This window comes from Stieleria neptunia, from assembly GCF_007754155.1.
In the GTDB taxonomy this organism is placed as follows: Bacteria; Planctomycetota; Planctomycetia; order Pirellulales; family Pirellulaceae; genus Stieleria; species Stieleria neptunia.
Window position 1 is genome coordinate 5,544,367 of sequence record NZ_CP037423.1, and the last position, 17,550, is coordinate 5,561,916.

11 protein-coding genes are annotated in these 17,550 nt (G+C 61.3%); 4 read left to right on the forward strand and 7 right to left on the reverse strand.

Going from position 1 to position 17,550, the window contains the following annotated elements; genetic code table 11:
• Window positions 1-160: 160 nt before the first annotated feature.
• Complete coding sequence (locus tag Enr13x_RS19200) at window positions 161-2,947, forward strand: DUF11 domain-containing protein (RefSeq protein WP_197455191.1); 2,787 nt, start codon at window positions 161-163, stop codon at window positions 2,945-2,947.
• Between the two features lie 206 nt (window positions 2,948-3,153).
• Here the strand turns inward: Enr13x_RS19200 and Enr13x_RS19205 are convergent, their stop codons facing one another.
• Together Enr13x_RS19205 and acnA are read right to left on the reverse strand one after the other, a co-directional pair.
• A complete protein-coding gene (locus tag Enr13x_RS19205; protein ID WP_145388561.1) occupies window positions 3,154-3,492 on the reverse strand; it encodes a tetratricopeptide repeat protein in 339 nt (112 codons plus the stop codon).
• 12 nt (window positions 3,493-3,504) lie between these two features.
• Window positions 3,505-6,213 (reverse strand): aconitate hydratase AcnA, encoded by a 2,709-nt coding sequence (acnA, locus tag Enr13x_RS19210; protein WP_145388562.1) that lies wholly within the window; start codon window positions 6,211-6,213, stop codon window positions 3,505-3,507.
• 470 nt (window positions 6,214-6,683) lie between these two features.
• On the opposite strand from acnA, the gene Enr13x_RS19215 reads away from it, so the two are divergent.
• Complete coding sequence (locus Enr13x_RS19215) at window positions 6,684-7,766, forward strand: hypothetical protein (RefSeq protein ID WP_145388563.1); 1,083 nt, start codon at window positions 6,684-6,686, stop codon at window positions 7,764-7,766.
• Window positions 7,767-7,828: 62 nt separating this feature from the next.
• Here Enr13x_RS19215 and Enr13x_RS19220 read toward each other — a convergent pair whose 3' ends face one another.
• The 4 genes from Enr13x_RS19220 to Enr13x_RS19235 all read right to left on the reverse strand — a co-directional run bounded on the left by Enr13x_RS19220 (window position 7,829) and on the right by Enr13x_RS19235 (window position 13,939).
• Window positions 7,829-8,995: an FAD-dependent monooxygenase gene (locus tag Enr13x_RS19220; protein WP_145388564.1), complete on the reverse strand. Its 1,167-nt coding sequence runs from the start codon at window positions 8,993-8,995 to the stop codon at window positions 7,829-7,831.
• 183 nt (window positions 8,996-9,178) lie between these two features.
• Entirely contained in the window at window positions 9,179-11,185 is a 2,007-nt protein-coding gene (locus Enr13x_RS19225) for a cytochrome c3 family protein (protein ID WP_145388565.1), read from the reverse strand.
• A gap of 21 nt (window positions 11,186-11,206) precedes the next feature.
• The gene (locus Enr13x_RS19230; protein WP_145388566.1) at window positions 11,207-12,037 is read right to left on the reverse strand and encodes a hypothetical protein; all 831 of its coding nucleotides are present in this window, start codon (window positions 12,035-12,037) and stop codon (window positions 11,207-11,209) included.
• A 75-nt stretch (window positions 12,038-12,112) separates the two neighbouring features.
• Window positions 12,113-13,939, reverse strand: coding sequence for a cyclic nucleotide-binding domain-containing protein (locus tag Enr13x_RS19235; protein ID WP_145388567.1), 1,827 nt, complete (start codon window positions 13,937-13,939; stop codon window positions 12,113-12,115).
• 327 nt (window positions 13,940-14,266) lie between these two features.
• On the opposite strand from Enr13x_RS19235, the gene Enr13x_RS19240 reads away from it, so the two are divergent.
• Complete coding sequence (locus Enr13x_RS19240; RefSeq protein WP_145388568.1) at window positions 14,267-14,965, forward strand: NACHT domain-containing protein; 699 nt, start codon at window positions 14,267-14,269, stop codon at window positions 14,963-14,965.
• Window positions 14,966-15,068: 103 nt separating this feature from the next.
• Window positions 15,069-15,722 (forward strand): hypothetical protein, encoded by a 654-nt coding sequence (locus Enr13x_RS38090; RefSeq protein ID WP_197455192.1) that lies wholly within the window; start codon window positions 15,069-15,071, stop codon window positions 15,720-15,722.
• A gap of 474 nt (window positions 15,723-16,196) precedes the next feature.
• On the opposite strand, the gene eno is transcribed toward Enr13x_RS38090, so the two are convergent.
• Entirely contained in the window at window positions 16,197-17,480 is a 1,284-nt protein-coding gene (gene eno / locus Enr13x_RS19250) for a phosphopyruvate hydratase (protein WP_145388570.1), read from the reverse strand.
• Window positions 17,481-17,550: the final 70 nt, after the last annotated feature.

Sequence of the window (17,550 nt, forward strand, 5' to 3'; positions counted from 1 at the left end):
GCCAACTGCGTGCTAGGGTTCCTCGGACGAGGTCTGTATGGACTCAGACCCGGATCGACGACCCGCATGCGACTGACTCAAGCCGATGTTCGCTCTGTTTTCAAACTCAACCTCCCTTGCGACGGCCCGCGATGGCTGCGCGATGAGAGAGGTGAGTGCGATGGTAAGGGTGATGGCGATCGTGGTGATGGTCTCGCTGCTGCAGTTTGCCGGTTGCTCGCGACTGCGGCTTCCCGCCATTGATCCGACGGGGCAACGGATCTTCAATCCACTGCCGGCGACGACCACGATTGCGCTTCCCGGTTCCGCGGGTGAAGGCCGACTGGGGAGCTGCCTTCGAAAACTCGGTGACCCGTTGAACACGCGTCCGTTTTCGTTGCCCGAACCGGCGTTCCCCGAACCGGTCGCGCCGCCATCCTGCCTGACGCCCGTGCCCAGTACGTCAACGCCACCGCTGACTTCGATCGGTGGTGCGTCCAATGAACCGTGCGTTCCGAGCGCCCCCTGCCCGGCGGATTGCTTGAACGGTCCGCCGGCGATTCTGTATGGCAACGAGTGTCAGATGCGAGAGCTTTGCCGGCTTCCCAAACGCGGCAAGCGGGGCTGCATCCTGCTCTCGCCCCAGAAGATCGTCGCGCCGGTCGGAGGCGAAGTGGTTCTGTTGTCGGGAATCTGTGGCGACCAAGGGCATTTGCAAGTCGGCGAGCCGCTGGAATGGATGCTGACGCCGGAAAGCGTCGGAACGTTTATCCAAGTCGGTGACGATGATCCGGGCGTGATGCACCGATTGGCACGGATCAAAAAGGCATCCAAACAAGATCCCGCCTATGCGTTCGGCGTGACCAGTACCAAACGCATGAAGATCACGCGCGGGAACCTGAATCCCAACGATGATGTCCAACTCGAAAAGGGACAAACGTGGATCACCGTCAGCAGCCCCAGCGAAGGGACCAGTAAAGTCACCGTGCTGGCGCCGGAAAGTGAGTGTTGGGATCAGCGAAAAGCGACCGCGACGATCTATTGGGTCGATGCGGCGCGGCAGTTTCCGGGGACGCAAATCGTCCCGGCTGGAACCCCGGTCACCTTGACGACGCGGGTGACTCGCTCCGAAGGCATGTTGCCGGCGCGTGGATGGAAGGTTTATTACGAAATCATGCAACCCGAACTCGGATCGTTCGCGTCGACCGGATCTTCCTTCGTTGAAGCCACGGTGGACGACGCCGGAAATGCGACGGTGCAGTTGATCCCGACACCGGGCACGTCGGGAACGGCGGCGATCGCGATGCGGGTGATTCGCCCCGGTGGCGAAACCGACAACATGCCGCCGTTGACGCTGTTCACCGGCGAAACCTTCGTCACGTGGAGTGCGCCGCAGTTGGCGATTCGCGCCGGCGCGCCTCAGATCGCTTCCTTCGGCATCCCTTTTCAAGCCGCCGCGGCGGTTTCCAATCCCGGTGATCAACCCGCAACCAATGTCCGCGTGATCATGCAGATCCCGCCGGGTGTTCAAGCATCGAGTACGGATTCGTTCGCCCAAAACCTGCCCAACACGATCGTGTGGGAGATCGGAGAACTGCCACCCCAGCAGGAATTGGATCTGTTGCTCAATGTCACCACCGAATCCTCATTGTCACTGAACTTTGAAGCCCGTGCCGACGGCCCGTTGGTGGCGACGACATCCGTCGCCGTCGACGTCTTTCGCCCCTCGCTGGTGTTGAGCGTGGCGCCGGAAAAAGATCGCTATCAGGTCGGCGAAGAGGTGACGTTCAACATCGACGTGCGAAACACCGGTGACCGCCCGCTCACGAATCTGCAATTGATCGCCAACGGTGACGATTCGATGCTGCACACGCCCAGTAACCTGCGGCGGGTCGTCAAACCCAAGCAAGACCCGAACACGCAAGAAGACATCCCGTTGCAGCCGGGTGAGACTTGGCCGGTCGCGGTGACCTTCATTCCGACCGATCCGGGCCGCCGCTGCATCCAGTTGGAAGCGACCGCGGATGCGGGACAGCGCGCGACGACCGAGTCCTGCGTGACGGTGATCAATCAGCCGCCACCGACGCCCGCGGTCACCGCGACGCTCTCCGGACGCAGTCGGACTTCGGTCGGCAGCGAAACGCTGTTCCGCGGCATCGTCGTCAACACCGGCAGCGTGCCCCTGGACAACGTTCGGGTCACGATGGCCTATGATCCGCAATTGCGTCCGATCGGTGCGACGGACCAATACCTGTCCGAGCCGCGCGCCGGTCGGTACATGATCGAGTGGGTGATCCCTCGTCTGGAACCCGAAACCAGCGAAACCTTGGAAGCGAATTTCCAGGTCATCGGTACCAACCCCAGAAGCAGCGTGGTGATGGCGGTTGAGTCACAGCAAGGCGCACGGGCGAGCGAACAAGTGCAGTTCGAAATCTTGCCATCGGCGATCCGGCAACCGGCCCCCGCACCGGCCGCGCCCAGCACGCTGCCCCCGGCGACGGCTCCCCCGATGATCCCGGGGCGGCCAACGCCGCCCGCTCCCGCTCAGGATCCCACGCCGCGGCCGGCCCCCAGCCAACCCGCCGAACCGCAATCCTTGGGTCTGTCCATCACGGGGCCCAGCTCGGCCGTGTTCGTCAATCAACCGATCCGCTATGACTTGCGCGTCACCAACCCGTCGTCGCAGCAAGACGGCAACGTCAGCATCCGATTCAATCTTCCCGACGGTGTTCAGGTGGTGCGCATCACACAACCGCTGAGCCCCGAACTCGGCGAGTTCAGCCCCAACGGGAACTACATCTATTTAAAAGACATCGGGACATTGCGACCGTTTGAATCGATCGACTACCTGATCCTGTTGACCTGCAATCAACCGAAGACGTTTACGATCACCGCCGAGGCGGTCAGCCGCGGCAAACCGAAGGGCGCGCGGTCGCAGGTGACGACCCAGGTGGTGTCGGATCAGTGAACCGAGTGGCGCGTGTGAAAAAACACCCACGCGCCGCTTGCTGACGCCGCTCGTTGATTCAATCGGGATCTGCTGAGTCCATGGTGAGCCGCTGGCCGTAAGGCCTCGGGCGGGCGCCAGCATGCCCGGCCGCTTACGCGTCACGACTCACTCCATCAACAGACCGTCAGCCAGTGACGCGTGATCAACAATGAACCACTCGTCACTCAGGACTGCGATTGCAGCATCTGCGCCTTCGCCATCGCATCTTCGGCTTTGGCAATGTACTGCTGTTCCTGAGTGCCCGCCCAAGCGCGTTGGTAGGTCACGCTCATGGCGGTGAAGTTAAACGGATCGTTCGGCTCCAACTCACACGCCTTCTCGCCGTGCCGGATCGCCTCGTCGTGCTGTCCGGTCTTGGTGTAGACACGGGCGAGGGCGAGGTGCCCGAGCACAAACGAATCGTCTTCCTGGAGAATCGAGTTCAAACCGTCGATCGCTTCGCTGAACTTCTCGTCGTCGATCAGTTTTTCGACGTCGTTGTACTGACTGTGAATGTCACTCATGGTTGATAAAAATTAAGCCTGGGCCAGATTTCGGAGGACGGTGGGGAGGATCCCGCCGTTGCGGTAGTACTGCAGTTCGACCGGGGTGTCGATCCGCACGATGCAATCAAAGGTGGTGACGGATCCGTCGGCGGCGGTTGCCGTGACCGCGATGGTGCTGCGGGGCTCCAGGTCATCGGACAGGTCGGGGATCGAGAACGTTTCTTCGCCGGTCAAGCCGAGCGCCTGCCACGTTTTTCCGTCGGCGAATTCCAACGGCAAGACACCCATGCCGACGAGGTTGCTACGGTGGATCCGTTCGTAGCTGGCGGCGATCACCGCTTTGACTCCCAGCAGCATCGTGCCCTTGGCCGCCCAGTCACGGCTGCTGCCGGTTCCGTATTCGGTACCGGCCAGGACGACCAACGGGGTGCCTTCCTTTTGGTACCGCATCGACGCGTCGTAGATGCTGGTGACCTCGTCGCTGGGCAGGTAGCGGGTGACACCGCCCTCGGTTCCCGGGGCCAGTTGGTTGCGGATCCGAATGTTGGCAAAGGTGCCGCGGACCATCACGCGGTCGTTGCCGCGGCGTGATCCGAAGCTGTTGAATTCTTTGATCGGAACGCCGACTTCTTGCAGGAAGCTGCCGGCAGGGCCGTCGGAGGCGATCGCACCGGCCGGGGAGATGTGGTCGGTGGTGACCGAATCGCCCAGCAACACCAGGCATCGCGCGCCTTCGATCGGACCGATCGGCGGAACCGCATCCCCGGTCACGTGATCCAGGAAGGGCGGATGGTGGATGTAAGTGCTGTCTTCACTCCACGGATAAATCGCGCCTTCGGCGGCATCGATCGCGTTCCATAACTCGTTCCCTTCGACCGCCTCGCTGTACTGACGGGTGAACATCTCGGGATCGATCGAAGTATGGATCGTCTCCAGGATCTCTTCGGCCGACGGCCAAATCTCTTTCAAGAAGACGTCATTGCCTTGGGCGTCTTTGCCCAACGGTTCGTTGACCAGGTCGATGTCCGTGGTTCCGGCCAGGGCGTAGGCGACCACCAGCGGCGGGCTCGCCAAATAGTTGGCACGCGTCAATGGATTGACGCGGCCTTCAAAGTTACGGTTGCCGCTCAACACGGCCGATGCGACCAGGTCACCCGACTCGATCGCTTCGGCGACCGGTGCCGGCAACGGACCGCTGTTGCCGATACAGGTCGTGCAGCCGTAGCCGACGGTGTGGAAACCGAGTGTCTTGAGCGGCTCGGTCAATCCGGCTTTGTCCAAGTACTCGGTGACGACACGGGAGCCCGGCGCCAAACTGGTTTTGACGTGCGACGGGACTTTCAATCCTCGCTCGGCAGCCTTCTTGGCCAACAACCCGGCGCCGATCATCACCGACGGGTTGCTGGTGTTGGTGCAGGACGTGATGGCGGCGATCACGACCGCGCCGTGTCCGATCTGGCTGCTGTGCCCGTTGTCTTGGATCGTGCCCTTGTGGTCCAGGTCGCCCGGATCGAGCCCGAACCCGGTCTTGCCGATCGGCGCGGTCAGGGCTTCATTGAAGGCCGATTTCATGTTGGACAGCGAAATCCGATCCTGGGGACGCTTCGGTCCGGCCAAACTCGGTTCAACGGTTCCCAAGTCCAGCGACAGCGTCTTGGTGTAGTTCAGGGTGGGACCGTCGTCGGTTCGGAACAGCCCTTGTTCTTTGCAATAGCGTTCGACCAGTTGCACGCCGGCTTCCGAACGACCGGTTTGACGCAAATAAGTCAGCGTCACGTCGTCGACGGGAAAGAAGCCCATCGTCGCGCCATACTCGGGCGCCATGTTGGCGATCGTCGCCCGGTCGGCAACGCTCATCGCGTTCATTCCGGTGCCGAAGAATTCGACAAATTTACCGACGACGCCCTCGGCACGCAGCAGTTCGACCACACGCAGCACCATGTCGGTCGCCGTCGCACCCGATGGCAGTTTGCCGGTCAATTCGAACCCGATCACTTCCGGCATCAACATGTACAAGGGTTGGCCCAACATGTTGGCTTCGGCTTCGATTCCGCCGACGCCCCAGCCGAGCACGCCCAGGCCGTTGATCATCGTGGTGTGACTGTCCGTTCCGACCAGGGTGTCGGGCATCGCAACCGGACCGTCCCCGGTGTCGCGAATCGCCACGACGTGAGCCAGGTATTCCAAGTTGACTTGGTGCACGATGCCGACGTTGGGCGGAACGACGCGGAAGTTGTCGAACGCTTGCTGGCCCCAACGCAAAAATTCGTAACGTTCACGATTCCGCTGGAATTCGATTTCAACGTTTTGACCGAGCGACGCTTCGCTGCCGAAGAAGTCGACTTGAACACTGTGGTCGATGACCAGATCGACCGGGATCAACGGATTGATCTTGTTGGGATCGCCGCCGATCCGTTGCATCGCCGAACGCATGGCCGCCAAGTCGACGACGGCCGGCACGCCGGTGAAGTCCTGCAACACGACGCGGTACGGCTTGAACGGCACCTCCTGCTTCGCAGGCGCCGTCGCGTTCCAGGCGGCGAGGTTTTTCACATCCTCTTCACTGACCGAAAATCCATCGCAGTTGCGCAACACCGACTCGAGCAACACTCGAATCGAGAAGGGCATCCGGTCAATCGGTCCGAGTCCGGCGTCTTGCAATTTGCTGAGCCGGTAAATGGTGGCTGCTCCGCTGCCGGTTTCGAATTGGTCGCGGACGCTAAACGGGTCAAAACTCACTGCGTGTGTCTCTGAGTGCAAAGCGGAAGTGGGACGGTCAACGGCCACAGTCTAGCGTTTTGCTCCGAATAAATCGCCCCTGCGACAGGCCGTCACGGACCGAATCGGGGCACGGCCGACGCTGGAGACGGTAGCCAGCGACGAATGCTTTCCTAGCCGCCTCAGATCGCGGTTTTGGGGCCGGCGACCCACCAAAGAGCATGTCGTCGTCGCGATTGGCGTCGGTTCAACCCTGCCGATTGCCACGCCGGCGGGGGCAGGTTCCGCCGCCCGACCCGGTAAAAAATTCAAAAATCCGCAGCTGTCAATCTAGGCAGCTTGCGGCCTGTGTACCGGACGTACCGATTCTCTTGGTCATTCGGGTTGTCTCTTGTCGATAAGCTTTTTCGATGAAGGACTGATTCCTAAATGGCTTCCGGCTGGTAAGAGAGACGTTGATCCCCATGACTTTGACTCACCCCCTGAATCGTATGTCGTCTCGGACACGCCGACACGGCTGGCAAGCGGGCAAAGCCCTGGTGCTGACCAGCCTTGCGACTGGAATCTCGGCGTTTTCGTTGCTGGGCCAGCCCCACGCGTCGGCAGCCGAGACGCCGAGCAATGCGTACTCCGCCAGTCGCACCCCATGCCTGTGCGATTGTGGCAGCTGCGGAAAAGCGGGGCGACCGTCGAACCCGGTCTACCAAACACTGGACACGGTGGCCGGCGGTATCGAAAAACTGCTGGGACTGGATCGTTGTTGCGAGGCCGGATGCGCCACGCATGCCTGCGATGGTGGATGCGATTCGGCCCCCTGGATGATGGACCTGGAATCAACCCACCCGCCGATGTTGCAGATCCCCGATCCGCCGGCGACGGCCCAACCCATGGCCAAACCGCCCAACGCGGCGCCGCAATTGCCGACGGTCCCGCCGCTGGCCCCCGCGCCGAAGCAAGCTGCGCCGAAGCAAGCTGCACCGAAGGTTGCTCCCCCCAAGCCTGCCGCGCCGGCATCGCCCGCGCCCCCGCAATCGTCGCGCCGACAAACCATCCCCGCCGTCCCACCGGCGGCGAAACCGCCGGCCCCACCCACGCTCGCTCCGCCGCCAGCGATTCCAGCCGAACCGATGCCGACCCCTCGTCCCGAGAGGCCTGCGATGCCCCTGCCCGAGCCGGATGCCGAATCGCCAGCCCCCTTGGGCACTCCAGATCTGTCGCCCCCGAGTCGACCGAATTTGCCCCCCACGCCGAGCCCGGTCGATCCGCCACAGCAGCCCCCAAAAGAAGGCTCGATCTTTGACGCCTTGGATGACCTTGATGATCCCTTCCAAGAGGATGCCGCCCGCCTGCAGCGCCAATACGGGTCCATTCGGCCGATGCTGGAACGTGCGAGCCGCGTGCTCACGCCGACCTATCAACCGGTTTACCCCACGCCCAAGACGCCGATGCAGTTCACCCAAAAGCCCGACCGCGCCGTGGGCAGTGGATTGCGACCGGTCAATCACGAAGAACCGATCGAGTTGCGTCCGATGACCAGCCGACGTGTGTTGGCACCGTACCGGCCCTCGCGCTAAGACGACGCTTGGGGTTGGAAGTCGACACGGCCCAATCGAGGTCGACAGGGCGTACCAATCGGCTATCCCCCGAGAGGCAGTCCGGCACTCCACGCGGCAGCCATCCCCATTGCCATTTTCACATAGTCCGCTTGCTGTGCTTGTCGGTCTCGCCGTTCGCACGCGTCGGCGTCCGAACAGAACAACGTGTCGGCGAACTGACGACCGCCCATCGTGATCGTGGTCGTTTTCTGGAACCGCCTCTGTGTAAATGCAGTCATTGCCGCGTCGAGATCGGTGGGAGAGGCGTCGATTTCGCGAGCCAACCACCACGCGTCTTCCAACGCTTGTGCGACCCCTTGGCCCGACGTGGGCAACGCTGCATGTGCTGCGTCACCGATCATGATCACATTGCCTCGATGCCATGTGGACACCGGATCATGATCGTACAAGCGAATGTACTTCGCCCTTGAATCTGCGGCTTGTGAGATGATCTCTCCGATGCAACCAGGCCAGCAACCGAATGTCTGTCGCAGATCAGCAAGGTGCTCGTCCACCTGCTCTTCCTCGTCTCCTCTGGCCACCGCTCCTGCAGCCCAGTAGGCCACATTCGCCGACACGGGGACAATCCCGAAGCGTGCACCGACACCCCAGTAATCGCAGATTTCCATGCGATCGAATGCAGTACGGGCGCACCGGAAAACTCCGATCCAATTCGCAAATCCCTGAAACGCCGGTCGGTTGTCCTTCAAAATGTACCGACGGGCAATCGAGTTCATTCGTCCATCCGCTCCGACGACCATGCGGGGTGCGATCGTTGTGCCGTCAGAAAATTGCACCCGGCATGTCGCCCCGGTTTCGACAATCGATGTCACTGGCATCTCGTAGTGGATCGGAATCTCGTCGCGCTCCACACGCCGCAAGAGGACTCGCATCAGGTCCTGACGTAGAACCGAAAGACTGGGATATCCCATCGTCGCATCAAGACGCTGGACATCGAGACTTCCGAGTTCGACTCCATCCTTCGAGATTCGTCGCATCGCCCTGACCTTTCCCGCGTGCGGGCGCAGCACATCCAGGACGCCCAATTCGTTCAGCACGAATGACGCGTTCGGCCAGCATACGATGCCGGCGCCGAGATCATGAACGGATTGACGCCGTTCGTAGACGGTCGCCTTCATCCCAATCCGTTTCAGCGAAATTGCGGTCGCCAATCCGGCGATTCCGCCACCAAGTATCGCAACGTCCAAGACTTGAACCTCCTGTTGATTCGCCCCGATGGTGCTGTGTCAGCGTTAAATGTTCGGATTGCGTTTGTTGAGCGGAAAAAGGGTCAGGTACCAAAAACCAAATGGCCCGAAGGGTGCTTCGCATTTTTGGTACCTGCCCCCTTTTCCGCGGCAGCCGGAATCGCAAGCTGGAAGCTTACGCCACTATCGCAGACCGCCATCGCTGATGTGGTAGCGGTGGCATTGGGTGCAGGCCTCGCCGGCGGCGTTGGTGTGATGGCACGCCGCGCACGATTCACGCCCCAGAGCTTTGAACTCCGACCCGGCAAAGACGAATTCATGGTCCGGCATCGTCCGTCGATCGCGAACTTGGTGACAGTGACTGCAATCACCGAGCGCGGAGACACTCAGGTGGGGGCGATGCGAAAATTTGGTGAACTCGCTCCGTCGTCCGACCTGACGTTCCGCCCGCCAGGTCGCGGGAATCGCGGTCGCAGCGGGATGGCAAGACACACACGCGGCGACAACGGATGCGGCGAAGAAACGCTGCTTCAGCGGATCGTGTTCACCCAGCTGCGCGAATGTTTCAATCATGCCCGCCATCACGGGATCGGCATGCCCATTGCCTCGATAGCTGACCGCCATGCGTTGATCGTCGCGATACCAGCCGCCGACTCGCACCAACTCCGATGGCGACACAGCGGACACGCCCGTTGACGACCGTTCCGCCGAATCGGCCAGCGGATCTTGCTGAAGCGGATCCTCCAGCAGCGGATCTTCCACCAGCAAGTCGTCATCGCCCGGATCGCCCAGCAGGCTCGATCCCAGCAGGTCGTCCTCCAACAAGTCGTCCTCGTCCGCAAGCACCAAACGGATCTTCGCTTGCGGTCGTGCGATCGTCGCGTTTTGCGGACCGATCCTGTTGGTCCGCGTGAACCAATTTTTGCCGGCCGACTCGATCAACTGCGGCGGCAGCGATCGCAGAACAGGCCGGAACGGACCGGGAGAAATCCCCTGTTGCAACAACCGCTCTTGGATCGCCGCTTGGCCCCGTCTGGCAACGTCGTCAATCAGCGTTTGATAACCGTTCGCCAGACGAGCAAGCGTCTGATTGGCTTGCGGGTCTTCGATCGACAAGCGACTGACATCCGCCCCCGGTACAACCCGCACGATTCCGGACACCGTCGGATCGCCGCGCAACATCAACTCGGCAAGCGGCGAGATCACTCCATCGGCAAACCCGGTCGCGCCCTCCGGCCAATCGCTGACGTCGGTCAAAACGCTTGGCGGCAGGGATGGCAGGGCGATCAAATCGATGCCCTTGCCCGCCTGCACGTTCATCGCGTCATCGTGACAAGCTTGGCAGCCGGTTTCATAACTCGCCACGCGAACCAGTTCCCCTGTCGGGCCCGCGGGATGGCAGATCGAGCAATCGAACTTTTCCGCCCCCGACTTCCATGACGGGAAATGGGTCTGCTGGTGAGTGGCGTGATTGAACGACAGTTCTCCGCCGCGACCATAGGGCCAACCGTTCCAATCCGGATGTGAATCGGCGAACCCGCCAAAGCGTTTGCTGTGACAGCTTTGACATTGGTTGTTTGACACCGACAACAAGTCTCCATCGGCGCCATGGTGCTCTTGATGGCAGGTCCGGCAAGCGACATCGTTTTGGTCGACGGCCGCGTCGGGAATCAGTCGAGCCAACAAGCCGGTGCTGCCGGCGGTCGAACGCTGGGAAGCCAGCCGAACCGTTTCGGTCATCTGATCACGAACCGACAGGGGCAGATTGTGTGCCGCGAAAGCCAGGTTGGCATCGATCGTGCGGTGGTGGCAATCCACGCACAGATCCGATTGCCGGACACCGGCATGCGAACCACTTGCCGAACGAAACCACGCCGTCAGTGACAAGGCGGCTTGATGATGACACGCGCCGCATTTGTCGCCGGCAACGGCGCCGGCCAGAATCTGGGCATGCGGCGTCGACAATTCACCGGGCTTGAGCAATTGGTCCGGGGGCATCATCGCCAACATCGCCAAGCCGCCTAGCGCAACGCAGATCATAAAAACAACGGTCCAACGACGGCGTCGCCCCGACCAGGTGCGGACGCGGGCGTCACCGGTCGATCCGGTTGCGTCGACGGCCGGCATCCACCAATCGCCGGGCCGGTCGTTTGCGGGCGGTTGCGGGATTTCAAGATTGTCTCTTCGCATGGCTTGCTCTGCGCCTCGTCCTCAACCTACGAACCGCAACACGATCACCATGTGAATCAGCGACATCGCCAACAACACCAGCGACAGGAGCGAATGAAACACGACCCAGCAACGCAGTCGTAGCTGCAGGGCAAATTGATAATCCAAATCGTCGCGGCGACGCACCAGTGCCGCGAACTGTCCGGCAACGCGTCGTCCGTCCTGCTCCAGATAACGATCCAATTCCTTCAGGTCAGCGAGCAACCTGCGGCGTCGATTCCCGTTGGGTGCGATCACGTAGGCAAACGTCGGACGGCTGACAAAGAACGGTGCCAAGGCTTGTTGGTAGAACGTCTCCAACACCTGTTTGGCCGACGTTTCGCTGATTTGGCGACAGGCGTGATCGGCCGTGGCGGCGATTTGATTCCGCACCCAATCGATACGATCGAATCGATGTTGGCCTTCGACCGCCGTGAGTTTTTTCGGCAGCGTCCGACTGGCATAGATCCCATAAAAGCCGCTCGCGGTGACCATCAAAAACACGATCGACAAGCAACCCTCCAGCATCCCTCCGGCGATCAACGCCGGAACGTGAAGCAGGTAGATCGCGGTGGTGAAAACGCCGACATAAAGATGGATCTGCGTCCAGGTGCTGACGCTGCCCAGCGGCCAAAACGGCAAGCGACGGCGCACGCCCAACAACATCAACAGGAACAGACCTGCCAACAAGGTGAAACCGGTGAAGAATGCCGGCATCCCCAGACGCGCTGTTTCCCAGCGGGTGATTCCCCAAAAGACCGCGATCACGACCAGCGTCACCGACAAGGCGACGACTCGACGTGTTCTCAAGCTGGGCCCCTGTGAACGATTCACGCTTGCAACTCTCCTGGCGTCCACGCATTCGCCCGATCGGTCCAGCGACCGACATTGATCTTGCCCAACATCGCTTTAGCTCCGTTTTTCCAGCCAATCAGAAAGGGGGGGAGACTCGCTCAAGTCGATTCGGACGAGTGCGTCGTGCGGGCAGGCCGCGGCGCACGCCGGTCCCGACGGCAACCCACTGCACTGATCGCATTTGGCGGCTTTGCGAATTGCTTTTCCACTTTTCTCGTCGACGTAGGGCCGGCCCTTGCGATCGACAACCTCCGCCATCGCGATGTTCTCGTAGGGACACGCCGCAGCGCAAACCCCACAGCCGACGCAGATCGGATCGTGGATCGAAACCACGCCCGTGTTCTGATCACGCGCGATCGCCCCGGTGGGACAGCCGATCATGCAAACCGGATCGCTGCAATGCATACAGGCTTGGACGAATTGCAAACGGTCGTGAACGATCCCCTGTCGCACGAATCGTGGATTGCCGTCGTGGACGTCCGCGCAGGCTTTGACACAATCATCGCAGCGGGTGCAGCGATGCAAATCAATCACCATCGCTTCGCGACCGTTATTCAAGCGATGCTGAACGATGAACTCCAGCATGCTGGTCGAATCGAAACTGACACCGGCGGCGTGCTCGATGTCCTGCGACGGATCGGGCGAAAAACTGGCCGCCGGTTCGCTCCGCTGGTCGCTGCGAACGCGCCGCCGATCCGTCCGTTTCTCCGTAAACGCTTTCTGCAGCGTCTGGGCGCTCTCGGGCAATTCAGACTTGCGGATGTGGGGCAAAATCTCCGTCGCAAACACTTCGATCGGAATCGAAAGTGCGTCCAAGAACCCGACGGCCCGCAGCGAGTGTTGGTACTGGAGCGCAGGCATGGATTCCGGTCGCATCGCGTTGTAGGCGATCTCTTCGATCCCGAATAAGTGCCCCTTGCCCAGATAGGCGACCGTTCGATGGGCCGCACCGTGACGCACGCACATCCGCCCGAATCCGCTCCGCACCACAATCAACTCGGTCGGCAATTGCCCCTGATCGACGACCAAGGGTTCCGATGCGATTTGATCCGCCGGATGCAATTTGCGGGTCTTCTTGTAATCGGCGTTCCATTCCATCCGGCCGTACGACCGAAGCTCCGTCGCTTCGATCACCCGTTGCATGTTTTCTTCCGGCAGGTACCGCAGCAAGGGGATTTCGCGCAGGTGGACGGGCAACCAATGCCGACGATAGTGTTGTTCCAACGTGTCGGCGAAGCGTCGGTCGCGTCGCAGGATTCGCAACCCTTGCCAACGGATCTCGACCAGCGCCGCTTCGGTCTCCGCAACCACCGTGGCCGTTCGCGGCGATCGATACATCGCCGCCACTTCGCCGAACAACTCTCCGGGCCCCAGCGAAACACTCTCGTGCCGCCGCAACACGCCCTCGATGTCCTGCAAGAAGATCGCGGGACGATCGTCGACCTGGCGAATCGATTGATGGCCCCCCGGGCCCGCGTTGATGCTGACCTGCTCTGCGGTTCGCGTTTCCGGGTGGGGCGAGCGTCGCAAGAACCGTGAGAGGGCTTCACCCCAGCCGATCGAGCGAGCCGGTTGGCGACCGAGTTGCTGATCGGTCAACGAATCGACCAGCACACGCACGTTGCCGGTGACCAGCAAGAATGCACTGTTTCCGTAATCTCCCTCGCGGACGATCACCTCACCGGGCTCCACACGATGGAGCCGACAATCGTAACGCAAGATTCCCGACAGCGGTGTCGCACGGGGAAACGCGGACTGATCCATTTGATTGAACGGGCCGCGCGTGCGCAGCCACGCGACATCGGCATCCGTCATGGATGCGTCGAGCGGTTCGTCCCATCGGCTGGGACGCTGCACCGGAATTGTCGGGGTCGAGTCCATCGCCCTTTCCATAGGCTCTGACGAAAACCAAGGTCAAGCGCAATCAGGGAACTGACGGGGGCCGGGCGGACTGGGCCGACTGGGGCGGACTGGGCCGACTGGGGCGGACTGGGCCGACTGGGGCAGGGGAGTTGATTTCCACACCCTGGCGAGCGGCCTGGCAAACAACGATGCCTGGCGTTGCCGATCGGCCGGTCGACTGTCACCACCGCATTTCGGGTATACTGGCCGTCGTGGAGATCGGTGAATGGGGCCGCTCGGTCTCGGTGATTTTCGACCGGTGGCCGCAAATCACGTTGTTCCCGAAAACGATCGCGAGAACGTTCCTTGAAGTCGTCGTTTGAATTCCAGCCCACGAATCCATTTTCGACGTCGTTCATTGCGCCGTCGCAGGTCGTCTATCGGTTCTCCCACGGAGCCAACGCGACCAATCCGCACAACGTGGACGCGCAATTGGAGTCGCTGCTGGCGAAGCTGAAAAGCACCCGCCGGGCGGTGATCGTCGGGCCCCACGGGACCGGAAAATCGACGCTGCTGCATACTTTTCTACCCAAGCTGCAGCGGAGCTATCCGCAAGTCGCGTTCCACCAGCTCAGCAACGATCCCTCGATGAGCCTTGGCAAACGTTTGGCGGATCGGTTTCGAGCCGGCAAGCGGATTCGCCAACGACTGCTGGAACTTCCCCAAGACGGCCTGTTGGTCGTCGACGGCTGGGAACAGATGACACACGTTTCCAGGTTGCGCGTCGCACGAACCGCATCGAATCGAAAATTGACGCTGCTTGCGACCTGCCACTACCGCATGCCCGGATGGACGGTGCTTCACGAAACCCGGGCGAACCCCAAACTGATTCGCTCCCTGGCCGACGACCTCTTGTCCGATTCGCCCTATGAGCTTCGCAAGATGATCGATGGCCACTTAAAAGACCGACGGCTCACGCCGACGACCAATGTCCGGGAACTGTGGTTCGAGATGTATGATATGGTCGAAGACGCCCACACGCACGAACTAAAATTCCACGGCTGACGTAAACCTCTCGCTGCGACGGTTCCGCGCCAACCGTACCCTGTTCGATGGACCGCCTCGGACGCCTTCCCGATTCCGCCCCTGCTCCCCACCACCTGCTCCGATGCGACTGCCTGTCATCCTTGTCCAGAACCCGCCTGCCTCGGCTGCCGGTCTTGCAGAGTCCCTGGTCGGCAACCTGATCGGACGCGCCGGCTTGGATTTGACCCTCGTCGGACGATTCGACTCCCTCGCCGGCGATTCAACCGACCGGATGACCCTGGACGGGATCACGGTGCCGTCGGCCATCCTCGATTGGCGATCGGAGTCGGAGATGATGGAGGTGCTCGCAACGATCGAGTTTCATGGATCGCGTTGCCCCCACCAACTCGATCCGGGCGGACCGTTTGCGCCGGGCAAGTCATCGCGGCGCCTATTTCTGTTCGATTTGACGAAACATCAAGACGTCCACACGATCGTTGCGGAGCTGGATCGCCTGAGGGCTTCGTTGAGTGTCAAAACCGTTTCGCTCGGCGGCCTGGGATCGGTCGGCTCGGCGACAGTGAAACCCGCAGCGAACAGGGACACGGGGAACAGGGACACGGGGAACAGGGACACGGGGAACAGGGACACGGGGAACAGGGACGATGAAGCCACGGTACGTCCGGTCCCGGTGACTGCTGTCCCTCGCCAACCGACTCCGGTCGCCCCCGCCTCGCCCCGGTCAGACGAGAACTTGGACAGTCTGATCGATCAGCTGGATAACCTGGACGTGTAGCTTCTGCAGCTTGCGAGCGGAAAAGGCGGCAGGTACGAATGGCACGGGCATAAGAGTTGGTGTGCAGGCTTTAGAGACCGTCCAGCTTAAGACGATCGCTTTTCTGATGTACGATGGCCCTTCCGGGCCGTCGCCCGTGGGGCTCTGCGCGACGACCTAGAAAGGACGTCGTACACCCCTCCGCCGACCACCTCTCACCAATCGGTCAGATCATTCAGAATTGTCGCGTTTCGCGCTAGCCCTAAGCTGGACGGTCTCTTTAGCCGCCCCCTGTCGCTGCGTAGCAGCGACAGGGAATCGCCTCAAGGCTGACACCAACGGTCTCTGACCGGCCTGTCGATTGAGTGAGCCGCGACGCGTAAGCGGCCGGGCATTTCGGCGCCCGCCCGAGGCCTTACGGCCAGCGGCTCACCATTGCCTCCGCTGATCCCGATTCAATCAACAGACCGTGACGCGTCCCGCTGACAATCGTTTCTAACGCAGCTTGGCGGCGAAGTGGGGTCCGCCGTACAGGGCCGCGTCGCCGAGCATTTCTTCGATGCGAAGCAACTGGTTGTACTTGGCCATCCGGTCACTACGGCTGGCCGATCCGGTTTTGATCTGGCCGGTGCACAGGGCGACGGCCAAGTCGGCGATCGTGCTGTCTTCGGTTTCACCGCTGCGGTGGCTGGTCACGGCGGTGTAGCCGTGGCGTCCGGCCAACTGAATCGCGTCGATCGTTTCGGTCAACGAACCGATTTGGTTGACCTTGATCAGAATGCTGTTGGCGATTCCTTCGTCGATGCCTTTTTGCAGACGCGTGACGTTGGTGACGAACAAGTCGTCGCCGACCAATTGAACTCGGTCACCGACGCGCTCGGTCAGCTTCTTCCAGGTTTCCCAGTCGTCTTCGTCACAACCGTCTTCGATGCTGCAGATCGGGTATTTTTCGCACCAATCGGCGAGGAAGTCGACCATTTCGTCGCCGGACAATTGTTTGCCGTCGATGGAATACTTCTTCTGGTCGCGGTCATAGAATTCGGTCGACGCCGCGTCGAGCGCGATCCAGACCTGTTCGCCGGCTTTGTAGCCTGCCTGGTCGATCGCTTGCATGATGACGTCGAGCGCTTCCTGGTTGCTCTTCAGGTCCGGCGCGAAGCCGCCTTCATCGCCGACGGCGGTGTTGTAGCCCTTGCTGCTGAGCACCTTTTTCAGGTTGTGGAAGATTTCGGTGCCGCATCGCAGTGCATCGCTGAACCGTTCGAAACCGAGCGGCATGACCATGAATTCTTGGATGTCGACCGAGTTATCGGCGTGCTCGCCACCATTGATGATGTTCATCATCGGTGCGGGCAGCAGGCGTGCCCCGACGCCGCCGAGATAGCGGAACAGCGGTTGTCCGGTCGAGGCGGCGGCGGCGTGAGCGGTCGCCAGCGAGACGCCCAGGATGGCGTTGGCGCCCAGGTTGCTTTTGTTTTCGGTGCCGTCCAAGGCCAACATGGCGGAGTCGATTTCGGCTTGATCGAGCGCGTCCATGCCTTGCAGGGCTTGGCCGATCTTTTCGTTGACGTTGGTGACGGCCGTTTGAACGCCCTTGCCCATGTAGACGGACTTGTCGCCGTCACGCAACTCCCAAGCCTCGTGGGCGCCAGTGCTGGCACCGCTGGGGACCGCCGCGCGGCCGTGGGCGCCGTCTTCCAGCAGGACTTCGCATTCAATGGTCGGGTTGCCGCGGCTGTCCAGAATTTGGCGGGCGTGAATTGCTTCGATCAGGGTCATCGGGGACCTCTCGAGAGTGTTGGGGGTGTGGCGGGAAGTGTTTTGTTGACGACGAGCGCGTGCCATCGCT